Below are 24,050 nucleotides of genomic sequence, written 5' to 3'. Positions count from 1 at the left end.
CGTGTTACTCACCCGTCCGCCGCTAACTATCAGAAGTGCAAGCACTTCTTCAAGTCCGCTCGACTTGCATGTATTAGGCACGCCGCCAGCGTTCGTCCTGAGCCAGGATCAAACTCTCCATAAAAGTGTTTGACTTGCTCAATTCGTTACTAGCTAAGATGTCTTCCAATTGGAATCCATCGTATTGTTGTTTGGATTTTGACGTGATCCATTTGTTCAGTTTTCAAGGAACTTTCGTCACGCACGTTTGCCGTGACAAGATGTTATGTTATCAGCTTCCGTTCTTCGTGTCAAGCGTTTGTTTCACATTTTATTGTGGCTCATTCGGTTGATGCGATGTCTCAGAAGCGACAAGAAATAATATACCACATCGAAAAACAGAATACAACTTGTAGTTTTTTACAATTAACAAGTAATTAAAAAACCGGCCTCCCTACAGGACCAACCCTGCCTTGCTGGCAGGAATCAGTATCATATAGAAAGGAACCGGCTATACAAACTCATAGGTTATCTCTTATTCACCAAGCAGTCGCCGCAGCTCTGCCTCGTCATCAATGACGGTGACTCCCAGATCGCGCGCTTTGGTCAGCTTGCTGCCCGCACTGTCGCCTGCAACAACGAAATCCGTTTTCTTCGACACGCTGCCCGATATTTTTGCCCCTTGCGCTTCAAGCTTTTTCGCCGCTTCATCACGCGTCATCGTAGGTAGAGTTCCCGTCAGCACGACCGTTTTACCGCTGAATATACTGTCCGTCCGAACTTCAGTCAGTTTCTCCGCTTCCGCCTTTACACCGGCTGCTCTCATCCGCTCTATACTATTAATCATTATAGGATCTGTGAAAAACCCTACAATACTGTCCGCAACAATTCCACCTATATCAGGGAGTGAGACTAGCTCCTCTGCAGTTGCCTTCATGACTGCGTCCAGATCACGGTAGTGGTCCGCCAGCATTTTTGTCGTCGCTTTGCCCGTATTCGGAATACCCAGAGCGAAAAGGAAGGCAGCCAGCTCACGTTCCTTCGACTTCTCCAGCGCATCAAGCAGCTTCTGTGCTTTCTTCTCCCCGAATCGATCCAGCTTGATCAGATCATCAAAGATCAGCACATATAAATCGGCTGGGTCCCTGACCTCGCAATCAGAATAAAGTTGCTCGGCCGTCATAATACTGAACGATTCGATATCCATTGCATCCCGGGAAGCAAAATGTGTGATTCTCCCAATAATTTGCGGTCTGCAGCCCAGCTTGTTGTTGCAGAACAAATGCGCCCCTCTTTGCTCTAGCTCAGTACCGCAAGAAGGACAGGCAACAGGGAATTGGATTTCTACTCCAGGTTCTTCATCTGCTTTGCCTAATATTTCAGGTATAACATCGTTAGAACGGCGAATCGTAACCAGTGTGCCCAGCGCGTGCTTTAAGTTTTTCCGTTCAATATCTCCAATATTGTTCAGTGTACAGTTCTGCACCGTAACACCGGCCAGATCAACAGCCTCCACACGAGCGACTGGCGTTATCTTGCCTGTACGGCCTACTTCCCAAGAGACAGACTCCAGCACGGTGGAGGCTTCTTCTGCCTCGAATTTGAACGCAACCGCCCAACGCGGGAATTTGTCCGTATAGCCAAGCGCCTCCCGCGTCCGCATATCCGTCAGCTTCACGACGGCACCGTCGATCAGAAAATCAAAGAAGTCCCTTCGCCCCGCAATTTCGATTAACTCAGCAGCCACTTCTTCAATAGTATCCGAATACTTCACATAAGGGTTCACCTTAAAACGGTTATCCTTCAGAAATTGCTGCATCTCCCTATGGTCCCTAAACGATACATCTTCAGCGTAGCCAATATTATAGATAAAAGCATCCAGCTTGCGCTCGGCCGTAACGGCGGGATTCAAGTTGCGAAGAGCCCCAGCCGCCGCATTGCGTGCGTTCTTGAGCGGATCGGCAGCTGTCTCGTTATATTTGGCAAGGACAGACAGTCCCATGATGCCTTCGCCTTGCACTTCAATAAGGCCATCAGTGAACGGGATCGTCAGCGGAACGGAACGAATCGTACGCACTTGCGGAAGTATTCCCTCACCAATCGTGCCATTCCCGCGAGTAGACGCCTGAATAAGCTCACCGTTCTCGTAGGTCAGGTTCAGCGTAAGGCCATCGAACTTCAATTCGATGACATAGCTTGGCTGCGGCAACGGCTCCTGATCCGGGTTTTTGACGTTATAATCTGCAATGGCCCGCAGCACTCGGGCGTTCCAGGCTAGCAGATCCTCCTGATTTTGTGCTTTATCGAGACTCCATAGACGTGCTCTATGACGATGCGGCTCGAAGCCCTTGAGCAAATCCCCGCCCACACGCAGCGTAGGAGATTCCGGCAACGTCTCTCCGAGAGACTCCTCCAGCGCAATCAGCTCATCGTAAAGCTTGTCATAATCCGCATCGTTCAGCCGAGGTTCGTCCAGCGTATAATAGTAATAGTTGTGCTCCGTAATAAGAGCGACAAGCTCCTTCATCCGTTCCATGCCTGCGTTCACTTGCAAGCCTCCTTCATAGATCCTCATACTCGATTATGTTCAACGTCACCGTGCTTCATTCCTCTTGCCGGCAATCGAAACCCTACAATTTCGTCAACGGGGCAAAAGCAGCGAGCAGACGTTTGATGCCAACAGGCGCAGGGAATGCAATCTGCAGCTCCATATCATTGCCCGCTCCCTTCACGGACACAACGGTTCCCTCGCCCCATTTGCCATGCGCGACACGATCGCCTGCGGCAAAACCCGATGGTGACGATGCTGCTGCTGATGCACCTGCAGCAGAAACAGACTTGCCGCTTCGGGCAGCATCCAGCGGCGTACTTACACGTACGCCGGCTCCTGACGCCCGGTTGCTTCCCGCTCCGAACCCTGGACCGCGCTGAGCGCTGGAAGGGGATGGTGCTCCCGTCCCGATTCTTCCGCCTCCGGAACGCGCGTAGCCACTGCCGCCAATGCTGGTGGATACGCCTTCCCTTACATCCTCCGGTATTTCTTCAAGGAAGCGCGATGGCATGTTCATTCCTGTCCGGCCGAACAGCGTACGCATCCGCGCGCATGTCAGATAGAGCTTTTGTTCGGCACGTGTGATGCCTACATAAGCAAGACGCCGCTCCTCCTCCAACTCCTCATTGTCGGCGAGAGCACGGCTGTGCGGGAAGACAGACTCCTCCATACCAATAATAAATACCATCGGAAACTCAAGACCCTTGGCACTATGCATCGTCATCAGGACAACCGCATCGCTGGCCTTATCTTCCCCCTCTTCATCCTTGTTCATGGAATCAATGTCAGCGATCAACGCTAGATCGGTCAAGAAGGCTACGAGCGATTTGTCCTCATTCCGCTGCTCAAAATCCATCGTTACCGACAGGAACTCGTCGATATTCTCTACCCGGGCTTTGGATTCAAGCGTATTCTCGCGCTGAAGCTCTATACGATATTGGGACAGCTCCAATACCTTCTCTGTTAATTCGGTTACCGTCAAATAATCGACCATCGCCGTCAAATTGTAGATCAGTCCATAGAACTCGCCCAGCAGCGTGCGCGTCCGGCCGTTCACATCCAGATCACCCATGTCTGCAAGCACTTGATAGATCGAAGTTCCTCGGCGACCCGCCTCGTCAGCCAGCTTGCCGACCGTCGTATCGCCAATGCCCCGCTTCGGCACATTAATAATGCGTGTCAAACTAATATCGTCATCCGGATTGGAGATCAGCCTCAAATATGCTAGCAAATCCTTAATTTCCTTACGATCATAGAACTTGACGCCGCCCACGATCTGATAAGGAATATCCGATTTTATTAAAATTTCCTCGATTACCCGTGATTGCGCATTGGTACGATACAAGATGGCATGATCGGAGAATCGACGTCCTTTGCCTATATTTTTACGAATCTCGCCCGTTACATAATAACCCTCATCATGTTCCGAATCAGCCTGATACAAGGCAATCCGATCGCCAGGCCCTTGATCTGTCCATAGCTTCTTCGGCTTGCGTCCTGTATTGCGCTTAATAACCGCGTTGGCCGCATCCAAAATATTAGAAGTTGAACGATAATTCTGTTCCAGCATAATCGAACGAGCTTCAGGATAATCACCCTCAAAGTTTAAAATATTGGTGATATCCGCCCCACGCCAACGATAGATAGACTGGTCGCTGTCGCCGACTACGCAAATATTGTGATGCTTGTCCGCCAGCATATTGCATAGCATATACTGCGCACGGTTCGTATCCTGATATTCGTCCACGTGAATGTATCGGAATTTGTTCTGATAGAACTCCAATACTTCCGGCATCTCTTTGAACAGCTGGATCGTCTTCATAATTAAATCATCGAAATCGAGTGAGTTGTTGCTCTTCAGACGCTTCTGATACATCGTATACACCTTGGACACGATGCCTTCGAAATAATCGCCGACCTTCTCTTCATATCGCTTAGGGGTGATCAGTTCGTTTTTGGCTCCGCTTATCGAAGCTTGAACCGCTTTGGGTTCAATTTTTTTCGTATCGATATTCTGATCCTTCATGCAATTCCGGATAACGGACAATTGATCCGATGAGTCCAAGATAGAGAAATTGGAGGTGAATCCGATGCGGTCGATATCCTTTCGTAGAATACGCACGCACATAGAGTGGAAGGTGGACACCCAGATATCTCTGCCGGATGGCCCGACAAGCGAGCTGACCCGGTCTTGCATTTCTCTTGATGCTTTATTGGTAAATGTAATCGCCAGAATGCTCCACGGTGCTACCCGCTTCTTCTCAATTAAATAAGCAATACGGTGCGTAAGCACACGGGTCTTGCCGCTTCCCGCTCCCGCCATAATGAGCAAGGGACCGTCCGTTGCCTGTACGGCTTCGCGCTGTGGCGGATTAAGTCTCTGTACCGCTTCATCGATCCCGATTTTATTGAACATATTGAACATGCTTCTAACTCCTTTGTTCGCCATTTGTTCGCCTTATTTCAGTTTAGACAAGGACCCCATTCGTGTCAATTTGAGCTTTCTGATTATCGCTGGAAATTCGGCTGACCGCACGCACTTCTTTTGCAACAAAAAAACCGAAACCCCGCAGCAAGTGATCCTTGCTTCAGGGTATTCGGTTCATGCTGCCCTACTATTAGAGGCTGAGATTGGAGAGGACTCCCACTCGTCTTTAGCTTTGCAGACTGTCTACCGCAACAACCGTTGACAGCGCAGCAGCCAAATCTGTATAAATGACATTCCCGACCACGATCGTATGCGCCCACTCTGCTGCCTGTTTCGCTTTTTGGGCAGAATCGATTCCGCCACCGTAGAAAAGCCTTGCATCGCCGGATACCCCTCTAGCGCTGCGCAGCATCTCCATATCGCCGAATCTTCCGCTGTATTCTATATATATGACAGGAAGTCTCATCAATTGCACAGCCATGCGGATATGGGCAACCAGCTCATCTCTTTGGAGATCGGTCTTGGCACCCGTTAGCTTGGCTGCAGTGGCAGCTTCATTCAGAATGATATATCCTTGTGCAGCAGTCTCTTCCCATGGGATAAAAGTGCCGTACTCCTGCAAGCCTTCAATTTGCTTGCCGATAATCCATTCCGACCGCTGCGTATTGAGCACAAGGGGAACAAAATACCCGTCAAATCCCGGGACCGCTCCGTCCATGGTGGACACCTCAAGCACACAATCCAACTCATAGCGACGAACACGGGACATTAGATCCACCGTATTCTCAAAGGTTACACCACTGGAGCCGCCTATAATAATGACATCCGTACCAGAGGTGCATAAGGCATCCAGCGCTTCATCTGACAATTCCTTGTCCGGATCCAGCTTAAAGGCATGCCGCCACTTCCCAAACCACTCTTCCCTCATCTATAAGTACGCCTCGCTTCTTATTCTATCGGAATGCCGCAATTCGCTATTGTCCATCGTATGAACGTCTGCACAGTCGCTGCAGCTATATTCCTCTATGCTAAGACAGGGCATGACGTCTGTCAAACTTACTTCTGCTTCGAAATGCGTTCGCGGAGCCAATCCATAAAGGTATGATCCGAGTCCCATGGATCTTGAATGCGTTCCATATAGGACAGCGCTTCTCTTTGATCTCCATCTTCTGCCCCGATGCCTTGATCCGCCAACCTCGCCAATATGCGAAGCGCGTGATCATTGTCTCCTTCTCGCTTGTATGCTTCGATCGCTTCTTCATAGCGAGCCTCCATAACAAGCCGATCCCCTTTCTGGATATCAGCTTCCGCTACTCGAAAGATTGGCGTAACAGCATCCTCATGCAGGAAATAACCAGCCGAGCTAGACAGCTTGCGGTCATGCTCATCGTATGCATCTACCGACCAGGCAAACTCGCCGCCCGGGTAGAGCATTCCAAGCAACCCGGCTGTATTTAACGTAACTTCCCGATTTTGCCCGTAACTTTTTCCGATCATATTATTGTCTCGATTTAGTTCACGGATAGAGAATACAGCTTCATAACCGGTAAATCGATCTTCCGATATGGAGGTTGTCGTAGCCCCTGAGTATTTGCCGATCCGATCCCTGTGAATCGAGCTAATATTAAGCATGTAATAAGCCGCCCCTTCATAGGGCTGCCATTGAAGCCGAAGTTCATCACCTTGAATTATCTCTTTGCGCGCTGGAGATATCGCAATGACTTGCGGCACAAACTGCACGTTCTGAACCGCAGTAGCGGCGCCACCCACGACCGTCTTCTCGGCTTCCAATTCCGTCATGTAATATCCGCTTATCTGCTCCTTCCGCACTCCAACCCCTATTTGGTAATCACCGGGCTCTAAGTTATAGAAGCGATACTGTCCATTCTCATCCGTAATGGTTGCCGGATAGTAGGTTAACGGGGGGGAATAATAGGTCGTTAAATCGGCCCGTTGAACATATACAAATGCATTCGGCACAACCTTGTCTCCGATACGGACGACGCCTTCCAGGGACGCCTCCTCTCCCGCTCTATGATGTCTGGATTCCAGAATAGCCAAATACTTTTCAAGTTCATCGCTACTAAACCAACCCTCGTCCCCGCGACTATCAATCTCGCGCAACAATTGCTCCGCCCGATTCCAATTGCCACTCCAAAAATGCGTCAAAGCGAGTCTATAGGCGACATTAGATGTTTGTTGCGTATGCCCATATTGCGTCAGCAACTTCTCCAGCTTATCTATAGCGGCTGTTCGCTGCTCGAAGGCCAGCCTTTTGGATGATGAAGGTCCGCTGGACGATGCGCCTCCGGACGACCTAATAAAGATGTAATCCGTCTCCCCTCCCTCCAAATTTTGAATCATATCCATCGCAAGACGATTCATTGCAGGTCTCGCATTTTCATCATTCGGAAACCATTGCAATAGCGCTTGATAATACCCTGTATGGTACAAAAGGGACGGAAGTTCTCTATAAACTATCACCCCTAGCAGCAGCAGTGTGGCCAGCATTCCTGCCAATGTTCTTACTTTTAGCCGCATTAGCGATTCTCCCCTTCCAATTGCGAGGCGTAAAATACGCCTGCGGCCGATACGATAATTCGTTCCTCCTGCGAAGCGTCCTTCCCGGTGTTTTTAGCAACCATATCCGTTTGCATGGAATGGGCTTGCTGCCAGCCGTACGCCGGAATGGCGAGGATCAGAAGCAGCAAAGCTGCAATGAACGGCGTCGGAATTCGGACTTCCCGATTCCACCAAGAAGGCTTTGGCTCAGCTGCACGGCTCAGCACGGCCGCTTGCATCTCTTCATGGAAGACTACCGACTCCAGCTCTCCACGAAGCTGATCCCGTATTTTTCTATCCTCCCCAGCTTGATTCATATTCCCAGCCTCCTTCCTCCAACTGCAGTTTCAACCGTTTTCTCGCCCTATGGAGCTTGCTCTTCACTGTGCCCTCGGACTCTTCCAGCACAGCTGCGATCTCTGCGGTAGACATCTCATGAAAGTAATAAAGAACAATAACTTCTCGATAAATCAGCGGCATTCTTCCAATCTCTTCGCGTAGCGTCATCCTGTTCATCCAGCTTGCTGATCCAGGCTCCAGACTGTCCGGCCAAGCCGCATTTCCATCCAAACCCTGATCCACATCCACGCTCTCTCTCAAAAACAACCGTCGCCAGGACGCAAGCCGCATTTTGCTTCGGCACAAATTAATGGCAATTCGAAGAAGCCAGCCCCGAAGCGTTCCGTCCCCCCGATATTGATAAGCCTTCCGGAATGCCGTCAGAAAGGTTTCCTGACTTACATCCTCGGCCCAATAACGATCCTTTAGCAGCAACGCAGCCGTACGGAGCACATCGCTGCCATAGCGCTCCATCAGCCATGCCAATGCGGTCTCGTCGCCGCTCTTCAGTTGTTCGATCCGCTGCCGCTCCTCGTCCATCCTGTCACCTGCCTAACCGACCATGCCATATGGCAATCCATTATAGTGATTCAACGTTCGATAGAGGTGAATATTTCCAAGCACCCTCTCTACTCTATACGATGCATGGAGCATGCCGTCAGGTTGCATAAATATAAAAAAGAAGCCTTCCATCATCTCGGAAGGCCCTCTTTATCCTTGCTACTTCACCAATTGTCCGCGCGTTACACCAAGCTGATTCGTCGCTTTCAGGCTGCGCCATACTTGCGTACCGCTAATTCGTCCATCCAATGCATCGCGGTACAGAGCCAATACCTCAGTCACTTTGTCGCCGGATTCTTCAAGAAACTCGACACGGAAGTGCGATACGCCAAGGCCTACGAAATTGCGGATATATTCCGCACCTGATTGTTCAACCGCATTGTATACCGTGTTGCGGCAGCCTTCATCCACACGAATAGGGTGAGACATGCCAATACGATCCTGCAGGGACGCCCGATGCTCTTCGCAAGGTCTTCCGCAGTTTGTATAATCCGTACCTTCACTCATGAATGTACAGTAGACGCAATGCTCCATATGGAACATAGGCAAATGCTGATGGATAACCACCTCCAGCATAGACGTATCCGAACGCTCCAGCAGATCGACCATCTGCTGAATATTCAAGTCGTAAGATGGCGTGATCAGGTCAAGACCTGCCTCTGCAAACAATTTGACCGCTTTATGATTGGCCACGTTCAGCGAGAAGTCACCGATCAGCTTAGGGAACGGCTTGTCCGGGTTCATCGCACGTTCACGCAAATAATAATATAGCGCACCTGTATTCCGAACCAGCACCGCATCCGGCTGCAGCTTCAGAATATTGGCATGGTATCCATTCTCGCGAGGCATATGAATACGAGGTGTCGCCAGCGCTATCGGAGTACCCGCCTTACGCGCCGCTTCTACTGCCGCAGGGAATTGCTTAATAAATTCGAAGTCGGCATAAATATAAGACACACCTGCGCGAATCGCTGCTTCTACCTGTTCCAAGCTGCGGCATAGCGCCGTTAGTTGTACATTCTTTCCATTGCGGGACGCTACCAGATGCTCCTGACTATTCAGATGCGCGTCAGAGAAAGCATCTACCTCATGCTTTATATATTTTGGCGGCTTTGGCCGCTCTCCTGCCAGCAATTCCACTGCCTCACGACGAATTCGGTTCAACTCACGAATCGGCACGATGGAGTCGCCTTGCAGTCCAACCTCAAGCGAATCAAGCTGATAGACCGTTCCGCCCAGGCGTCCAAGCTGATCTTCCAGAAGAGCCGCATCCATGGGACGCTTCTGCGCCACTTCCAGCGGCATCTCAGAAACAACCTCTACTGTCGTTCCCTTCTGCACATCCGTCCATACGGTATGAAGCGGTTCGCCGACCGTTCCTGTCACACGGACATGAAGCGGAAATACGCGATACGGCTTCTCGGTCTCAAAGGTTGCTCGAAGACGCTTGTCCAGCGCGGGATCGCTAGTCTTCCATACGCGATCGCCTACATGGACTTTCCGCAAGTCGACATCATTGCGACCAGGCACAATCTCGATCAAGGCCCCTTCAGGCGCTTCGCCTTCCAGCTTGACACCTTGACGGCGCAAGTCGTAGATCCGTCCGCCCTCTTCCTTCTTCGTCGGGTCGCCCGCATCGAATACGATGCCGTCACCGCGCTTGGCCGGCGCATCTAGTCGAATCGTAACCGCGTCGCGCATGACGCGCTCTACTTTGCCCAGATAGACGCCGCGACTCTTCGGAAACGTTCCTTCCACAAGCTCCTTATTGTTCGTTCCACCCAGGAAGCCATGCGTAAAGCCGCGGGAGAAGCTCTGCTGAAGCTCTCGTACGTCTTCCTTCGACGGCTTGGAACGATCTCCGTCAAAATATTTGTCAATCTCCGCACGATACTTGCTTACGACATTCGCTACATATTCAGGACTTTTCAGTCGTCCTTCAATTTTAAAGGAGGTTACACCCGCCTCAATCAGCTCTGGTACAAGATCAATCGCCGCCAGATCCTTCGGAGACAGCAGATAAGCCACATCGCCCATCGGCTTATGCTCGCCATCTATCATCAGGTCATAGGGCAACCGACAGGCCTGCGCACATTCGCCGCGGTTCGCGGAACGTCCGCCCCACATCTCCGATGTCAAACATTGTCCGGAATACGATACGCAAAGTGCACCGTGTACGAATACTTCCATAGGAAGCTTCGCTTGCTCGCCGATCGTGCGGATTTGCTTCAAATTGTTTTCCCGTCCCAGCACGACACGCTCCATATCGAACGGCTTCGTGAACTCTACAGCCTCCGGCGATGTAATCGTCATCTGGGTGGAGCCGTGAATGGGGAAGTCCGGGGACAGCTCGCGAATCAGCTTCACCAGTCCAAGATCCTGGACGATGACGGCGTCTACGCCCGCGTCGATACACATCTCAATCAACCTCTGCGCATCCCGAAGCTCATCCTCGAATACGAGAATATTGAACGTCAGAAACCCCTTCACTCCATACGTATGAAGGAAGGACATAATTTCCGGCAATTCTTCGGAACGGAAGTTGTTCGCCCGCGCTCTCGCATTAAATTTCTCTACACCAAAAAAAATCGCGTCTGCGCCATTGGCCACAGCCGCTCGCATACAATCCCAATCGCCGGCGGGAGCCAGAAGTTCTATATCCGATCTTGTTATCATCTATTTTCGATTCCTCTCATCGCAAGATTATCTCTACTTGCGCTCCATCTTTCTTCTATAAGTATTGCCTTTTGCTTCTACTATTTTAACAAACAGCGCCATTTGATTCCACAACACATTGCTGCCAGCTCATTGCTGACATCGCTTTTGCCCAGTTATTATGCTATTTTGTCAAATATGATGTTGCACACATCTCTTGCACAATGGGAAATGCTATACTATACCTGACTTTGAATTTGATCCATTCATATGGATTTAGGAGGATAATCATTCATGAAATTAGGCGTATTTAGTGTACTGTTTTCGGGACGGTCTTTGGATGATGCGCTAGACTATATCGCTTCCAAGGGACTCGAAGCTGTCGAAATCGGGACAGGCGGATATCCAGGCAATGCCCATTGCGATCCTGACACGCTGCTTGCAGATGCAGGCAAGCTGAAAGCGTTTAAACATGCGGTAGAATCGCGCGGACTGATGATCAGCGCACTGAGCTGTCACGGCAATCCGCTTCATCCGCAGAAGGCGCTCGCCAAGGAGCATGATGAGCTGATTCGCAAAACGATCGAGCTGGCCAACCGTCTTGAGGTTGGTGTCGTCAACACGTTCTCCGGCTGCCCGGGAGATCACGAGGATGCCAAATATCCGAACTGGCCGGTCGCTCCGTGGCCGAACGAATTCCAGGAAATCCTGGCATGGCAATGGGAGAAAAAAGTTATTCCATATTGGTCTGAGATTGGATCGATCGCGACGAATGCCGGTGTCAAAATCGGTCTCGAGCTTCATGGCGGCTTCTCCGTGCATAGCCCGGGCACATTGCTTCGCTTGCGCGAAGCAGCTGGGGATGCCATCGGCGCCAACCTTGACCCAAGCCATATGTGGTGGCAAGGCATTGATCCGGTACAAGCGGTTCAAATTCTGGGCCGCGAGAATGCGATCCATCACTTCCACGCTAAAGACACAACCATCGATCCAATCAATGTGAATCGTCATGGCGTTACCGACATGCAATCCTACTCACTCATGCTCGACCGTGCATGGCAGTTCCGTACAGTAGGATTCGGTCACGACCTGAAGGTATGGGCGGATATCATCAGCGCTCTCCGCCTCGTTGGTTACGACTATGTCGTCAGCATCGAGCATGAAGATGGTCTCATGTCTATCGACGAAGGCTTCACCAAAGCCGTTCAAAACCTGCAGCAAGTGCTGATCCGCGAACCGGTTGGCGACCTGTGGTGGTTGTAAGTTCTTCAAAACAGAAAGCACCGCCGGAGCAATCCGGCGGTGCTTTCTGTTATTCTGTCCTGCTTAACCGATAACGCGGTACAGACCAATCTTGAAAATCATCACGTAGTCAATAAACAGAAACAATCCGAGTGCTGCAGCCGTGAAGCCGATAGCGAACACGTTCTTTCTCGGGCGTGCCATCAACAGACGCACGAAACCGATTGCAATGATTACTGTAAAGGCCAGCATAAAGTAATCGAACGGTTCGATTCCTTTGACAGCTTCTACTGCTTCTTCCGCCAGAAACATAAGGGGACCTCCTTTAGTCACACGTAACCTAATATTAATCTATGTTAGCCTCTTGACGCTCCCGATGCAAGTCTGAATCTATATTCGTAACAAGTTTGTCACGATTTTACTGGCTTATGTACCTTTTTATATCCTTACATCATCAATCAAGGTTTCCTGCTTTTATAAAATGTCCATCTGTTCCTCTATCTATAACGCGAAACGACATGTTTTTCGCATACGCTTCTCTTTTTGCATATTTGCAACATCAATCGACAGCACCAAAAAAAATAAGAAGCCATGAATAGAGAAATAACTCTTCCTACCCACGACTTCTTTTTACCTAAATACAACCTTCAATAACGAAGATGACTAACCTGACACATACAGCAAAATGAATTATTCTGCCGCTCCTGCGCCAACCCGTTCTTTATGGCTATAGCGCTGCTGCGTCCGCTCTCTATCCCGATCCAGGATCGGCTTCAAGTAGCGCCCAGTATACGATTGTTCGACTTTAACAACTTGCTCCGGCGTCCCTGTCGCAACGATCATACCGCCGCCATTGCCGCCTTCCGGCCCCAGATCAATGAGATAATCAGCCGTCTTGATTACATCCAGATTATGTTCTATGACAAGAACCGATTCTCCGGAATCAACCAAACGATGCAGAACCGTAAGCAAGCGATCGATATCATGCACATGCAAGCCCGTCGTTGGTTCATCCAGAATATAAAGCGTCTTGCCTGTGCTTCGGCGGTAAAGCTCTGCCGCCAGCTTCACACGCTGCGCCTCGCCGCCGGAGAGAGTCGTAGCCGGCTGGCCTAGCTTCATATAGCCAAGACCTACATCCAGCAGCGTCTGCACTTTGCGGTGAATACGCGGAATATTCTCGAAGAACGTACAGCCATCCTCAATCGTCATCTCCAGCACTTCGGAGATGTTCTTGCCTTTGTACTTCACTTCCAGCGTCTCCCGATTGTAGCGTTTGCCCTTGCAAATCTCGCAGGGCACGTAAACGTCGGGCAGGAAATGCATCTCAATCTTGATAATTCCATCGCCGCGGCAAGCTTCACAGCGGCCGCCCTTTACGTTGAAGCTGAAGCGGCCTTTCTTGTAGCCGCGAACCTTCGCTTCATTGGTGCTCGCGTACAGATCGCGAATATCATCGAATACACCCGTATAAGTTGCAGGGTTGGAACGCGGCGTACGACCGATTGGAGATTGGTCAATATCAATGACCTTCTCCAGATGCTCCATGCCTCTGAATTCCTTATAGTGGCCCGGACGTACTTTCGCTTTGTTCAAATCGCGCGCCAGCGTTTTATACAAAATCTCATTCACGAATGTAGATTTACCGGAACCCGACACTCCAGTCACGGCAGAGAACACGCCAAGCGGTATCTTCACATTCACATTGCGGAGATTGTTCTCCTTCGCACCTCGAACCTCGATCCACTTATCACCAGTCGCACGGCGTTCCAGCGGAACTTCAATGAACTTGCGTCCGCTAAGGTACTGGCCCGTCAACGAATTCTCGTCGTCCATGACTTCCTTCGGCGTTCCTTCTGCAATAATCTGGCCGCCATGAATACCTGCGCCTGGGCCGATATCAATAATGTAATCGGCCGCCAACATCGTGTCCTCGTCATGCTCCACTACGATTAGCGTATTGCCCAGGTTGCGCATATGCTCCAGCGTCTGAATGAGCCGATCGTTATCACGCTGATGCAGCCCAATGCTCGGTTCGTCCAATATATAGAGGACACCCATCAGGCTTGATCCGATCTGAGTAGCCAAGCGGATCCGCTGGGCTTCGCCGCCAGATAATGTGCCGGCCGCTCTGCTTAGCGTCAAGTATTCCAAGCCTACATTGACCAGGAAGCCTAATCGGCTATTAATTTCCTTCAAAATCAGGTGAGCGATCGTCTTCTCCTTGTTGGTCAGCTCCAAACCATCAAAGTAACGTTGGGCTTCGCCAATCGACAGCTCTGTTACATGCGAAATGTTTTGCGAGCCTATCGTAACGGCCAGCGTTTCTTTACGAAGGCGCTGTCCTTTGCAGCCTCCGCAAGGCTTCGCACTCATGTAATTGGCAATATGCTCACGCATCATGTCGGAAGCTGTATCGCGATAACGGCGCTCCAGATTATTCACGATGCCTTCAAAAGGCACATATGCTTCCTTACGGTGGCCAAAGTCATTTTCGTACAGGAATCGAACCCGCTCCCCGCCCGTTCCGTAAAGCAGCTTCTTCATCTGCTCCGTCGTCAGCTCCGACAATGGCACGTTTTGAAGAATGCCGTAGTGCACGCATACCGCGCTCAGAAATTGCGGGTAGTAATTGGACGTGCTTCCTGCCCATGCAAGGAAAGCTCCCTCTTCAATCGACTTACTGTTGTCCGGCACAAGCAGATCAGGATCGACAATCATCTTTGCCCCAAGTCCGTCGCAATCCGGACAAGCCCCGTAAGGACTATTAAACGAAAACATCCGTGGAGCCAGCTCTTCGATACTGAATCCGCACTCTGGGCAAGCCAGGTTGGAGCTAAATAGCAATTCCTCTTTCTCCATCACATCTACGAGAACGCGACCATCTGCAAGCTTCAAGGCGGTCTCCAACGAGTCCGCCAGACGCGCATGAATGTCCGGTTTCACAACAATCCGGTCCACAATCACTTCTATCGTATGCTTCTTGTTCTTCTCCAGCTCGATCTTCTCGCTAAGCTCTCGCAGCTCGCCATTCACGCGAACACGAACGAACCCTTGCTTCTGCACATCAGCCAGCAGCTTCGCATGCTCGCCCTTACGTCCCGATACAAGCGGAGCCATAATCTGAAGCTTGGTACGCTCCGGATACTCCATGATGCGGTCAACCATCTGCTGAACGGTCTGAGACGATATCTCAACACCATGATCGGGACAATGAGGCCGTCCGACGCGAGCGAACAGGAGCCGTAAATAATCGTAAATCTCCGTCACCGTACCTACCGTGGAACGAGGATTGCGGCTCGTGGTCTTCTGATCGATCGATATAGCAGGTGACAGCCCCTCGATGGAGTCCACGTCCGGCTTCTCCATTTGACCAAGAAACTGACGTGCATACGCACTCAGCGACTCAACGTAGCGGCGTTGTCCCTCTGCATAGATCGTATCGAAGGCAAGGGACGACTTCCCCGAACCGCTTAGGCCTGTTAGGACAACAAACTTATCGCGGGGAATCGTTACATCTATATTTTTTAAGTTATGGGCGCGTGCGCCCTTTACTACGATTTTGTCACTTGCCACTGGTTTCTCCTCCTACTATCCCATCTCGGCGCGAATTTCAAGCAATGCGTCGCGAAGCTCGGCGGCTCGCTCGAACTGCAGGCTCTTGGCTGCTTCTTTCATCTCGCTCTCCAGGCGCTCGATAAGCGACTGGCGATCCTTCTTCGACATCTTATCCGTTCCGGCTCCGGCCAAGTAATCAGCCTTCTGCTCGGCGACTTTCGTAGCCTCAATAACATCATGGACCCGCTTGCGGATCGTTTGCGGTTCGATGCCATGCTTCTCATTAAATGCGATCTGAATGGCCCGCCGACGTTCCGTCTCCTTAATCGCACGATCCATAGAATCTGTTATTTTGTCCGCGAACATTATGACGCGGCCTTCACTATTCCGTGCAGCACGGCCGATGGTCTGGATTAGTGCCCTGTCCGAGCGGAGGAAGCCCTCCTTGTCTGCGTCCAGTATTGTAACCAGCGATACTTCAGGAAGGTCGAGGCCTTCTCTGAGCAAGTTGATGCCAACCAAGACATGGAACACGCCAAGCCGAAGATCTCTTAGAATAGCAAGCCGTTCGAGCGTCTTGATATCAGAGTGCAGGTAACGAACCTTAATGCCTACTTCCTTCAAGTAATCCGTGAGATCCTCCGACATCTTCTTCGTCAGCGTTGTGATCAATACACGCTCGTCCTTGGCTATCCGGTCCCTGATTTCCTCCAGCAAATTATCGATCTGGCCTTTCGTTGGACGAACCTCAATAATGGGATCAAGAAGTCCTGTTGGTCTAATAATTTGCTGGATCATAGTCGGGCAATGCTCCAGCTCATAAGGTCCGGGGGTCGCAGATACGTAAATTAATTGCTTTGTTTTTTCCTCAAACTCCTCAAACCGAAGCGGACGGTTATCCATCGCAGACGGCAGGCGGAAGCCATGGTTGACGAGCATCTCCTTCCGGGCCCGGTCGCCATTGAACATCGCGCGAATCTGAGGCAACGATACGTGGGATTCATCGATGACCACCAGCATATCCTCCGGGAAATAATCAAGAAGCGTATACGGCGTCGCGCCCCGTTCCCTGAACGTCAACGGACCTGAATAGTTCTCAATCCCCGAGCAGAAGCCCATCTCCGCCATCATCTCCAGGTCATACCTTGTCCGCTGCTCCAGCCTTTGCGCCTCCAGCAGCTTGCCCCCTTCACGCAGCTCGGCCAGCCTCTCCTCAAGCTCCTGCTCAATATGGACGAGCGCCACTTTCATCGTCTCTTCTTGCGTAACAAAGTGAGAGGCCGGGAATATCGCTATATGCTCTCTCTCCCCTATGATCTCGCCAGTCAGCACGTCAATCTCTGAGATGCGCTCGATCTCATCGCCGAACAACTCCACACGAATGGCTCGCTCGTTATTGGCTACCGGGAATATTTCAACAATATCCCCTCTCACCCGAAACGTACCCCGCGTGAAGCTAATATCGTTTCTTGCATATTGAATATCGACGAGCTTGTGCAGAATCGCATCGCGGGACTTCTCCATGCCCACTCTGAGCGACAATACCAAGCTTCCGTATTCCGTAGGCGAGCCTAAGCCGTAAATACAGGATACACTCGCTACAATAATAACGTCGCGACGGTCGAACAGCGAGCTCGTTGCCGCATGGCGTAGCTTGTCGATTTCATCATTAATGCTGGAATCCTTCTCGATAAAGGTGTCAGTGGATGGAATGTAGGCTTCCGGCTGATAGTAATCGTAGTAACTGACGAAATACTCAACCGCGTTGTCGGGGAAAAAAGATTTGAATTCGCTACAAAGCTGTGCGGCCAGCGTCTTGTTGTGAGCAATGACGAGCGTAGGTCTGTTGAGTTCCTCAATTGCATTGGCAATCGTGTACGTCTTCCCTGTACCCGTCGCTCCCAGCAGCGTCTGATGGCGCTTGCCGGCCTTCACGCCTTCGACCAGTTCCTTGATCGCCCTCGGCTGGTCGCCCTGAGGTCTATATTCGGACTTGATCTCAAATAATCGGTCGCTCATTACCTTATCCGTCACTCCATGTCCCCCTAACCTTCAATACCTATCATCATTATAGTCAAATGCTCTTCCCAAAAATCAGGCATGGCATTATGGCATTCCATAAGAATATGTGTTCCCATTTATTATAGCGGCTAGCTTTTATTCGCGCAACGCATGATCTAACGTTATTTTTTCCAGATTGCTTTTTCCCAAGTGTCGGAAGATGCCAAAAAGCCGCTCGTATCCTCACGAACAGCTCTCTGCGCTTCTATATCCCCGCTTAAAGATTACTATCACGCGGTTCTCCCTTGCCTCTACGGTTCGCAGCCCGCATGCCGCGAAGAAGTCCGACCAGCGACGCCGGCCCGCTCGCTGCATAATAATTCGCTTGCTCATCAGGAGCCAGAATGACACCAAGCTGATGATGTTCCCCGGCATATCTGGCCTTCTGGGCAAATTTCAGCTCGCCTTCGATATTATAGACCTCCAGCTTGCAGAATGCCGAATTGATTGCCAAGGCGCTGTACAGTTCTTCTTTCGTCAACACGCGCGTCCCGTTCACTTTATGCAAAATCTCGCCTGCCGCCAGTCCCATAGCTTCGGCAGGCGTTCCCGGCACAATGCCGAGAATCCGCAATCCGCGCGTATCATGTACATATAGCGGCTTAAGCTTCGACTCTGCGAGCTTGCTGCGCCAGACGATAGCCTCATGCAGCAAGATCGCAACCGCTGCAGCAAGCGGCAACAGAATGGGCTGCCACCAAGCCGCAATGGCCGCTCCGGCCAGAAGGATACTGTATAGCAGCAGTCCTTGCGCTGCATGTCTCGCTTTGACCTGCGGAAGCATAGTCCGCGTCATCTCCGTAAAGCCGATAATCATCGGCAGTGCGACGAATGTCCAGCCTTGCGACCAATCCGCTCCGAATAGCGGCGTCCAAGGCAAAGCCGAGGTGGAGACGCTGCCGCTTGCCGAACCGGCTACCGGAACGAGCAGAAACAGGGGGACCGGCCAAAAGCCTTGGAGCAAGTAGCCGCCTACCAGCTTGCCGCGCTTGCCTTCCAGGAACAGAGGCGTCGCCAGTCGATCACCCTGCATCTTGACCAATATTGCCTCTGCGAGATGAAGCAAAGCTACAAGCAGCAGCAGGCCGACTGCATCCACTCCAGCGAGCGATACGGCCATGCTGCCAATCCAATCCGTCCGCTCCGCAAGCGGGGTGAAGGCGAGGACCCATTGCATAATGGCAATGATACCCGCGCTATAGGCGAAGCATAGGTACCGAATTCGAATCAGCATCAATATAGCCGCAACCACCCATAGCCATAGGACAGCCGAGGGCGTCAATGTCGTGCCGATAAACGCCCCTGCGATCGATACCGCAAGTCCTGCCAATAATCCGGTCAACATGGCCTTTGCGGTCAAGTTCACCCAACTATGCAGCTTCACGGCGAATAACTGCCGTTCCATTCTCATCTGCCTGCTGTATTGCAATATAATAAATAAGACCGCTATATAGTAAAAAGGTTGTATCAGCAGCTGCAACACCGATTCCGCAAGCAATTGCAGCATAGCTAGCGCCGTCTCCAAGCGAACACTCCCCCATCTATCCCTGTCTCCAATGAAAAAGGCTGACCTCGACTATGCGAAGCCAACCCTGTATTCATTCGACACACGCCACGCTATTTCCTGCTGACAGCTTTTACCGCTTCCAGAAGCTGTGCGTCGTTTTCTTTATTCTGAATCCACTTCACAACGGCTTGCTCCAGCAGTACGGCCGTCTTGGCGTCGATCTCGCCAGTCGCTGGAAGCTGGTGCTGAGCCTGAAATTTTTTCACAGCCTCAACTGTCTCCGTATCGAAGTAGCCATCCTCGCGTGAAGGTTCGAATCCAAGCCCATGCAACATGATTTGAGCGCTGCGAACCTGCTCGCTCAAGCTGTCGGCCTTAAGCGGCTCCTGCACGTTCATTCTGGCGACCGTATACATATCCGGCGGATCGACGATCTGATTCGGGGTAATGCCCTTTTTGTGAATCCAGTTGCCATTGGGCGTTAGCCACTTCGCAATTGTCATCTTGACCAGACTGCCATCGCCAAGCGCTTTGTTATAGCTGACTTGAACCGTTCCTTTGCCAAAGGATTGCTCGCCTATAACGGTTGCCCCAGCGGCTTCTTGCAACGCACCCGCCAAGATCTCCGAAGCGCTCGCGCTTCCTTTGTTGGTGAGTACCGCAATGGGATAGTCCTTCTGCGAGCCGCCCTTGGCCAGTGTCTTATCCCGCTTTCCATCCCGATATTCGACCTGGACGACAGTAGAGCCTTCTTTCATCATAAGCTGTGAAATCTCAACGACAATAGGAAGTACGCCGCCAGGGTTGTTGCGTACGTCCAGAACCAGACCTTTCAACCCTTCGCCTTCCAGCTTCACCAGCTCTTCCTTGAATCGCTTCGAGGTATTGAGCGAGAATTGCCGGATTTCAATGACGCCGATGCCATCCGGTCTCATTGTACTATGGACCGTCTCCACATCTATATCTTCCCGTATCAGCACAAGCTGAATCGGCTCCGCAAAGCCGTTGCGCTGCACGACAATTTTCGCCTTCGTCCCCTTCGGACCGCGAATCTTCGTGACCGCTTCCTGCAAGTTCAAGCCATTCAAGCTGACGCCATTAATGGAGATCAGCACGTCTTTGGCCAGCAACCCTGAACGTTCGGCCGGCGAGCCCTTGATGGGAGATACGACGATGATCTTTCCATCCTCCTTCGTGACTTCCGCACCAATACCGGTAAAGGAACCTTCAATGGATTCAGCGAAGTGCTGTGCAACTTCCTTCTCCATGTAGACGGAATACGGATCATCCAGCGCACTCATCATTCCGCTGACTGCGCCATCCAGCAATTCCTCGCGCTCGACATCTGCATAATACTTGGTCTCTATCAGCTCCAGCACGGCATTCAGCTTGGCAAGCTCGTCCGCATTCAATTGATAGCGGGCCTGATCATCCCCTGCGGCTGCTGCGACGACAGCGGATGAAGAGCGCTGATGGCCACCCTGCATCCATTGATCAGCAAGCGTCATCGTCACCAGTACGGAGGCAATTATCGTCACCATGACAAATGCAAAAACTGTACGTCCCTTGAAATACACCTCGGTACACCACCTTCATTGTTTTCCAGCTTACATGACCCCAATAGTATATGACAAGTGGAAGGCAATTATTTGCGGAAATGCCAATTCGAGATGGCTTTTTATTGAATAATAAGGGCAGCCCAATACTGGACTGCCCTTCCTGATGATGAATGAAAAATTACTTTAAATAGCCGCTCGGATTGACTGGCACTTCGTTCTTACGTACTTCGAAGTGAAGATGCGGGCCTGTGGAATTGCCCGTGCTGCCAACCTCCGCTATTTTCTGACCCCGCTTGACCTGATCGCCTACGCTGACAAGCAGTCCTCCGTTGCGAATATGACCGTATAGTGTCCATAGACCGTTGCCATGATCGATGATGATACAATTGCCATAACCGCTCCACAGCTGTGATACGATGACGACGCCACCCTCGGCAGCGAAGATATCCGTGCCTTGCGGCGCTCCGAAGTCAATGCCGGTGTGTGTGTGGCTCTTGCCGGTGATGGGATGATTCCGCGTACCAAAGTTTGAGGTTACGCGAGCACCGCTATTGATCGGCATACCCAGCTTACCGCCAGAATACGGGTTCTTGATCCGGTTTTTCTCCGCATTGAGCTTGGATACTTTCGCCGCAAGCGCGACGAGCAGCTTCTCTTGCTCCTCGCTAATGACTTCAAGCATTTCAAGCGTCTCCGTCAGTTCGTTCAAATTCTGGTTATAGGAAGCAACAAGCACTTCCTTCTCCGATTCTTTCTTGACCAGATCGGCCTGCTGCAGCTGAAGCTCATGGTAGATCGCCTCCAGCTCCGCATACTGCTCCTCAATGTCCACTTTCTTCTGCTCGACGAGCGCCTGATCCTTCTTATGAGCTGTTAGAATTTCGCGGTCCGAGCTCAGAATCGTCTGCAGCGCATCGAATCGATCCAGGAAGTCTGTAAAGCTTGTTGCGCTAAACAGGACATCTATGTAAGAAACAAATCCATTCGAATACATCATGCGCATACGAGTCTCCAGAAGAGCCTCGCGTTCCACAACCCGCTGAACCGCTTCTTCCAGCTCAACGCCCGTTTGGACCAATTCTCCCTGCTTAACTTCTTTCTCCCCTTGCTTCTTCGTCAAAGCAATAGCAACTTTATCGATTTCTTTATTCAAGGAATTAATTTCCTTCTGCAGCGTTTCCTTCTTCGTGGATATCGAATGCTTCTGAATCTCTGCATTTTTCGCATCCTTGGCCGCGTTGGCAGCCTTGCGCTCTGCTTCCCTGATTTGCTGATTAGCCGCCTTGATATCCTTCTCGATCTGAGAAAGCGATGCCGCCTTGACCTCGCTGCCGCCTGAAGGCTGTAACACAAATACGGCGAGTAGAATAACAGCTAAAATAAATGCGCTTATTTTTTTCATAATTGAACCATTCACCTACACTTTCAAATACTTTCGTACCGAAATGGTGCTGCCCCAAATGCCTATTAGTGTGCCGATTCCCATAATCAACATGGCCGTTGTCGTTCCTGCTTCCTGCAATGGAATCAGATTGAACAGCATGAGCGACAAGTCGAGCTTGGTAACTTTAATAATCTGTGCATAGCTTGCGAGTACAGCTGCGGTCGTCAGCACCGAACTGACGAACCCGATTAGCGCGCCCTCAATGAAAAACGGCCAGCGAATGAACGCGTTTGTCGCGCCTACCAGCTTCATAATGCCGATTTCTCTGCGTCTGGCGATTATCGTCATTTTTATCGTATTGGAGATGAGCAGCATGGCCGTTACGCCAAGACCAACCACAATAACAAATCCAATATTGCGAACGGTATTGGTTACTTTAAACATCATCTCTATGGTGCCTTGTCCATACTTGATCTGGTTGATCGGATTGGTCTCATCCGCCTTGTTGATGCCGTCAATCTTGGATGCCACTGTCCCAATCGACTGTGGATCATAGACTTCAACAGTATAGGAGATTGGAAGAGGATTGTTTTCGTTGTTAAAACCCTCCAGCCAGTCGCCGTTCTCCACTCCCATCGAATTTCGAAGGATATTCAATCCTTCTTCTTTGGAGACGATGATGACTTTGCTGACCTCTTCCAAGTTGCCGATTTTATTCTGAAGTTCCGTCACTTTGGCTTGCTCCACATCCGTCTGCAAGAACACTCTTATCTGAACCCTGCTCTCGATTTGATCCGCCATCGAGTTGACGTTCATCGCAAGCAGTACAAAAACACCCAATATAAATAACGAAATAAAGATAGAACTCATTGACGCAAACGACATCCAGCCATTCCGAATGATGTTTCTGGAGCCTTCACGAAGATGCCGGAGCAGCGTGCTAAATTTCATAACCGTACTCCCCTCTCGCCTCGTCACGGACGATCAGGCCATTCTCTATGGCAATAACCCGCTTGCGCATGCTGTTTACGATTTCTTTGTTGTGCGTCGCCATAATAATGGTTGAACCACGGAAGTTAATCTCTTCCAGCAAATTCATAATACCGGCCGAAGTCTCAGGGTCCAAGTTGCCAGTAGGCTCGTCCGCTACAATTACTGACGGATTGTTCACTATTGCCCGGGCAATCGACACCCTTTGCTGTTCACCGCCCGATAGCTGAGAAGGCAATGAATTATGCTTGTGCCTCAATCCGACAAGATCCAATACTTCCATCGTACGTTTCTTGATCACTCTGCGAGGAGCTTCGATAACTTCCATTGCAAAGGCCACATTTTCGTAAATCGTCAGCTTCGGCAACAGTCTGAAATCTTGAAAAATGACGCCAATGTTTCTTCTGACGTACGGGATTTTGCGGGGCTTTAGCTTACCAATATTAAAACCGTTTACCGAGAGCTGACCTTTGGTCGGCACCTCTTCCCGATAAATCAGCTTCATGAATGTAGACTTGCCGGCACCCGATGGGCCGACGACATAAACAAACTCATTTCGATCTATTCGAACAGATACGCCGCGAAGTGCATGGGTTCCGTCAGCGTAGGTCTTCCAAATGTCGTGCATTTCGATCACAGTATCACATCCTGTATGTAGTCAGTTCTAGTATTTC

At 50.7% G+C, this 24,050-nt stretch carries 17 protein-coding genes and 1 rRNA gene; 1 reads left to right on the top strand and 17 read right to left on the bottom strand.

The features are described 5' to 3' along the window. The 8 genes from DX130_RS24265 to DX130_RS24230 form a co-directional block, all read right to left on the bottom strand. Positions 1-124 (bottom strand): 16S ribosomal RNA (locus DX130_RS24265); the annotation flags it as partial. Positions 125-514: 390 nt separating this feature from the next. Continuing rightward, entirely contained in the window at positions 515-2,515 is a 2,001-nt protein-coding gene (ligA, locus tag DX130_RS24260) for an NAD-dependent DNA ligase LigA (protein WP_116049803.1), read from the bottom strand. Between the two features lie 94 nt (positions 2,516-2,609). After that, on the bottom strand, positions 2,610-4,946 hold the full coding sequence (pcrA, locus tag DX130_RS24255) for a DNA helicase PcrA (RefSeq protein ID WP_116049802.1): 2,337 nt from the start codon (positions 4,944-4,946) through the stop codon (positions 2,610-2,612). Between the two features lie 238 nt (positions 4,947-5,184). Next, on the bottom strand, positions 5,185-5,886 hold the full coding sequence (gene pcrB / locus DX130_RS24250) for a heptaprenylglyceryl phosphate synthase (RefSeq protein ID WP_116049770.1): 702 nt from the start codon (positions 5,884-5,886) through the stop codon (positions 5,185-5,187). A 128-nt stretch (positions 5,887-6,014) separates the two neighbouring features. After that, on the bottom strand, positions 6,015-7,499 hold the full coding sequence (locus tag DX130_RS24245) for a carboxypeptidase-like regulatory domain-containing protein (protein ID WP_116049768.1): 1,485 nt from the start codon (positions 7,497-7,499) through the stop codon (positions 6,015-6,017). Next, positions 7,499-7,837, bottom strand: a complete 339-nt coding sequence (locus DX130_RS24240) for a hypothetical protein (protein ID WP_116049767.1) — start codon at positions 7,835-7,837, stop codon at positions 7,499-7,501. Before DX130_RS24240 ends, DX130_RS24245 begins: the two co-directional genes overlap by 1 nt. After that, positions 7,815-8,399, bottom strand: coding sequence for an RNA polymerase sigma factor (locus tag DX130_RS24235; RefSeq protein ID WP_116049765.1), 585 nt, complete (start codon positions 8,397-8,399; stop codon positions 7,815-7,817). Before DX130_RS24235 ends, DX130_RS24240 begins: the two co-directional genes overlap by 23 nt. A 180-nt stretch (positions 8,400-8,579) precedes the next feature. Continuing rightward, complete coding sequence (locus DX130_RS24230) at positions 8,580-11,096, bottom strand: U32 family peptidase (RefSeq protein WP_116049763.1); 2,517 nt, start codon at positions 11,094-11,096, stop codon at positions 8,580-8,582. Between the two features lie 273 nt (positions 11,097-11,369). Here DX130_RS24230 and DX130_RS24225 point away from each other — a divergent pair, with 273 nt between their 5' ends. Further along, positions 11,370-12,338 (top strand): sugar phosphate isomerase/epimerase family protein, encoded by a 969-nt coding sequence (locus DX130_RS24225; protein WP_116049762.1) that lies wholly within the window; start codon positions 11,370-11,372, stop codon positions 12,336-12,338. A 63-nt stretch (positions 12,339-12,401) separates the two neighbouring features. On the opposite strand, the gene DX130_RS24220 is transcribed toward DX130_RS24225, so the two are convergent. The 9 genes from DX130_RS24220 to ftsE all read right to left on the bottom strand — a co-directional run bounded on the left by DX130_RS24220 (position 12,402) and on the right by ftsE (position 24,013). Further along, positions 12,402-12,629 (bottom strand): hypothetical protein, encoded by a 228-nt coding sequence (locus tag DX130_RS24220; RefSeq protein ID WP_116049760.1) that lies wholly within the window; start codon positions 12,627-12,629, stop codon positions 12,402-12,404. A 378-nt stretch (positions 12,630-13,007) separates the two neighbouring features. Next, positions 13,008-15,893: an excinuclease ABC subunit UvrA gene (gene uvrA, locus DX130_RS24215; RefSeq protein WP_116049759.1), complete on the bottom strand. Its 2,886-nt coding sequence runs from the start codon at positions 15,891-15,893 to the stop codon at positions 13,008-13,010. 15 nt (positions 15,894-15,908) lie between these two features. Next, positions 15,909-17,894 carry an excinuclease ABC subunit UvrB gene (gene uvrB, locus DX130_RS24210; protein WP_206098885.1) on the bottom strand — a complete coding sequence of 662 codons (1,986 nt, stop codon included), beginning with the start codon at positions 17,892-17,894 and terminating at the stop codon, positions 15,909-15,911. 259 nt (positions 17,895-18,153) lie between these two features. Beyond that, positions 18,154-19,341: a PDZ domain-containing protein gene (locus tag DX130_RS24205; RefSeq protein ID WP_240644686.1), complete on the bottom strand. Its 1,188-nt coding sequence runs from the start codon at positions 19,339-19,341 to the stop codon at positions 18,154-18,156. Further along, on the bottom strand, positions 19,307-19,477 hold the full coding sequence (locus tag DX130_RS27145; protein ID WP_240644685.1) for a hypothetical protein: 171 nt from the start codon (positions 19,475-19,477) through the stop codon (positions 19,307-19,309). The genes DX130_RS24205 and DX130_RS27145 overlap by 35 nt, the downstream gene beginning before the upstream one ends. A 76-nt stretch (positions 19,478-19,553) precedes the next feature. After that, positions 19,554-20,984, bottom strand: coding sequence for a S41 family peptidase (locus DX130_RS24200; protein ID WP_116049800.1), 1,431 nt, complete (start codon positions 20,982-20,984; stop codon positions 19,554-19,556). Positions 20,985-21,180: 196 nt separating this feature from the next. Beyond that, entirely contained in the window at positions 21,181-22,404 is a 1,224-nt protein-coding gene (locus DX130_RS27300; RefSeq protein ID WP_165861442.1) for a murein hydrolase activator EnvC family protein, read from the bottom strand. A gap of 15 nt (positions 22,405-22,419) precedes the next feature. Further along, entirely contained in the window at positions 22,420-23,337 is a 918-nt protein-coding gene (gene ftsX / locus DX130_RS24190; RefSeq protein ID WP_116049754.1) for a permease-like cell division protein FtsX, read from the bottom strand. Beyond that, complete coding sequence (ftsE, locus tag DX130_RS24185) at positions 23,327-24,013, bottom strand: cell division ATP-binding protein FtsE (RefSeq protein ID WP_116049752.1); 687 nt, start codon at positions 24,011-24,013, stop codon at positions 23,327-23,329. The genes ftsX and ftsE overlap by 11 nt, the downstream gene beginning before the upstream one ends. Between the last annotated feature and the right edge of the window lie 37 nt (positions 24,014-24,050).

It is taken from the genome of Paenibacillus paeoniae (assembly GCF_003388735.1).
GTDB lineage: Bacteria > Bacillota > Bacilli > Paenibacillales > Paenibacillaceae > Pristimantibacillus > Pristimantibacillus paeoniae.
This window is presented reverse-complemented; position numbering and strand designations above follow the sequence as displayed.

Excerpts from the sequence above, each read along its gene's own strand:
- DX130_RS24240 (WP_116049767.1), bottom strand. The coding sequence starts at position 7,837 with ATGAATCAAGCTGGGGAGGATAGAAAAATACGGGATCAGCTTCGTGGA.
- pcrA (WP_116049802.1), bottom strand. The coding sequence starts at position 4,946 with ATGTTCAATAAAATCGGGATCGATGAAGCGGTACAGAGACTTAATCCG.
- ligA (WP_116049803.1), bottom strand. The coding sequence starts at position 2,515 with ATGGAACGGATGAAGGAGCTTGTCGCTCTTATTACGGAGCACAACTAT.
- DX130_RS27145 (WP_240644685.1), bottom strand. The coding sequence starts at position 19,477 with ATGGGGGAGTGTTCGCTTGGAGACGGCGCTAGCTATGCTGCAATTGCT.
- DX130_RS24230 (WP_116049763.1), bottom strand. The coding sequence starts at position 11,096 with ATGATAACAAGATCGGATATAGAACTTCTGGCTCCCGCCGGCGATTGG.
- DX130_RS24220 (WP_116049760.1), bottom strand. The coding sequence starts at position 12,629 with ATGTTTCTGGCGGAAGAAGCAGTAGAAGCTGTCAAAGGAATCGAACCG.
- DX130_RS27300 (WP_165861442.1), bottom strand. The coding sequence starts at position 22,404 with ATGAAAAAAATAAGCGCATTTATTTTAGCTGTTATTCTACTCGCCGTA.
- DX130_RS24225 (WP_116049762.1), top strand. The coding sequence starts at position 11,370 with ATGAAATTAGGCGTATTTAGTGTACTGTTTTCGGGACGGTCTTTGGAT.
- DX130_RS24205 (WP_240644686.1), bottom strand. The coding sequence starts at position 19,341 with ATGGAACGGCAGTTATTCGCCGTGAAGCTGCATAGTTGGGTGAACTTG.
- DX130_RS24200 (WP_116049800.1), bottom strand. The coding sequence starts at position 20,984 with ATGGTGACGATAATTGCCTCCGTACTGGTGACGATGACGCTTGCTGAT.
- DX130_RS24245 (WP_116049768.1), bottom strand. The coding sequence starts at position 7,499 with ATGCGGCTAAAAGTAAGAACATTGGCAGGAATGCTGGCCACACTGCTG.
- uvrB (WP_206098885.1), bottom strand. The coding sequence starts at position 17,894 with ATGAGCGACCGATTATTTGAGATCAAGTCCGAATATAGACCTCAGGGC.
- pcrB (WP_116049770.1), bottom strand. The coding sequence starts at position 5,886 with ATGAGGGAAGAGTGGTTTGGGAAGTGGCGGCATGCCTTTAAGCTGGAT.
- ftsX (WP_116049754.1), bottom strand. The coding sequence starts at position 23,337 with ATGAAATTTAGCACGCTGCTCCGGCATCTTCGTGAAGGCTCCAGAAAC.
- DX130_RS24235 (WP_116049765.1), bottom strand. The coding sequence starts at position 8,399 with ATGGACGAGGAGCGGCAGCGGATCGAACAACTGAAGAGCGGCGACGAG.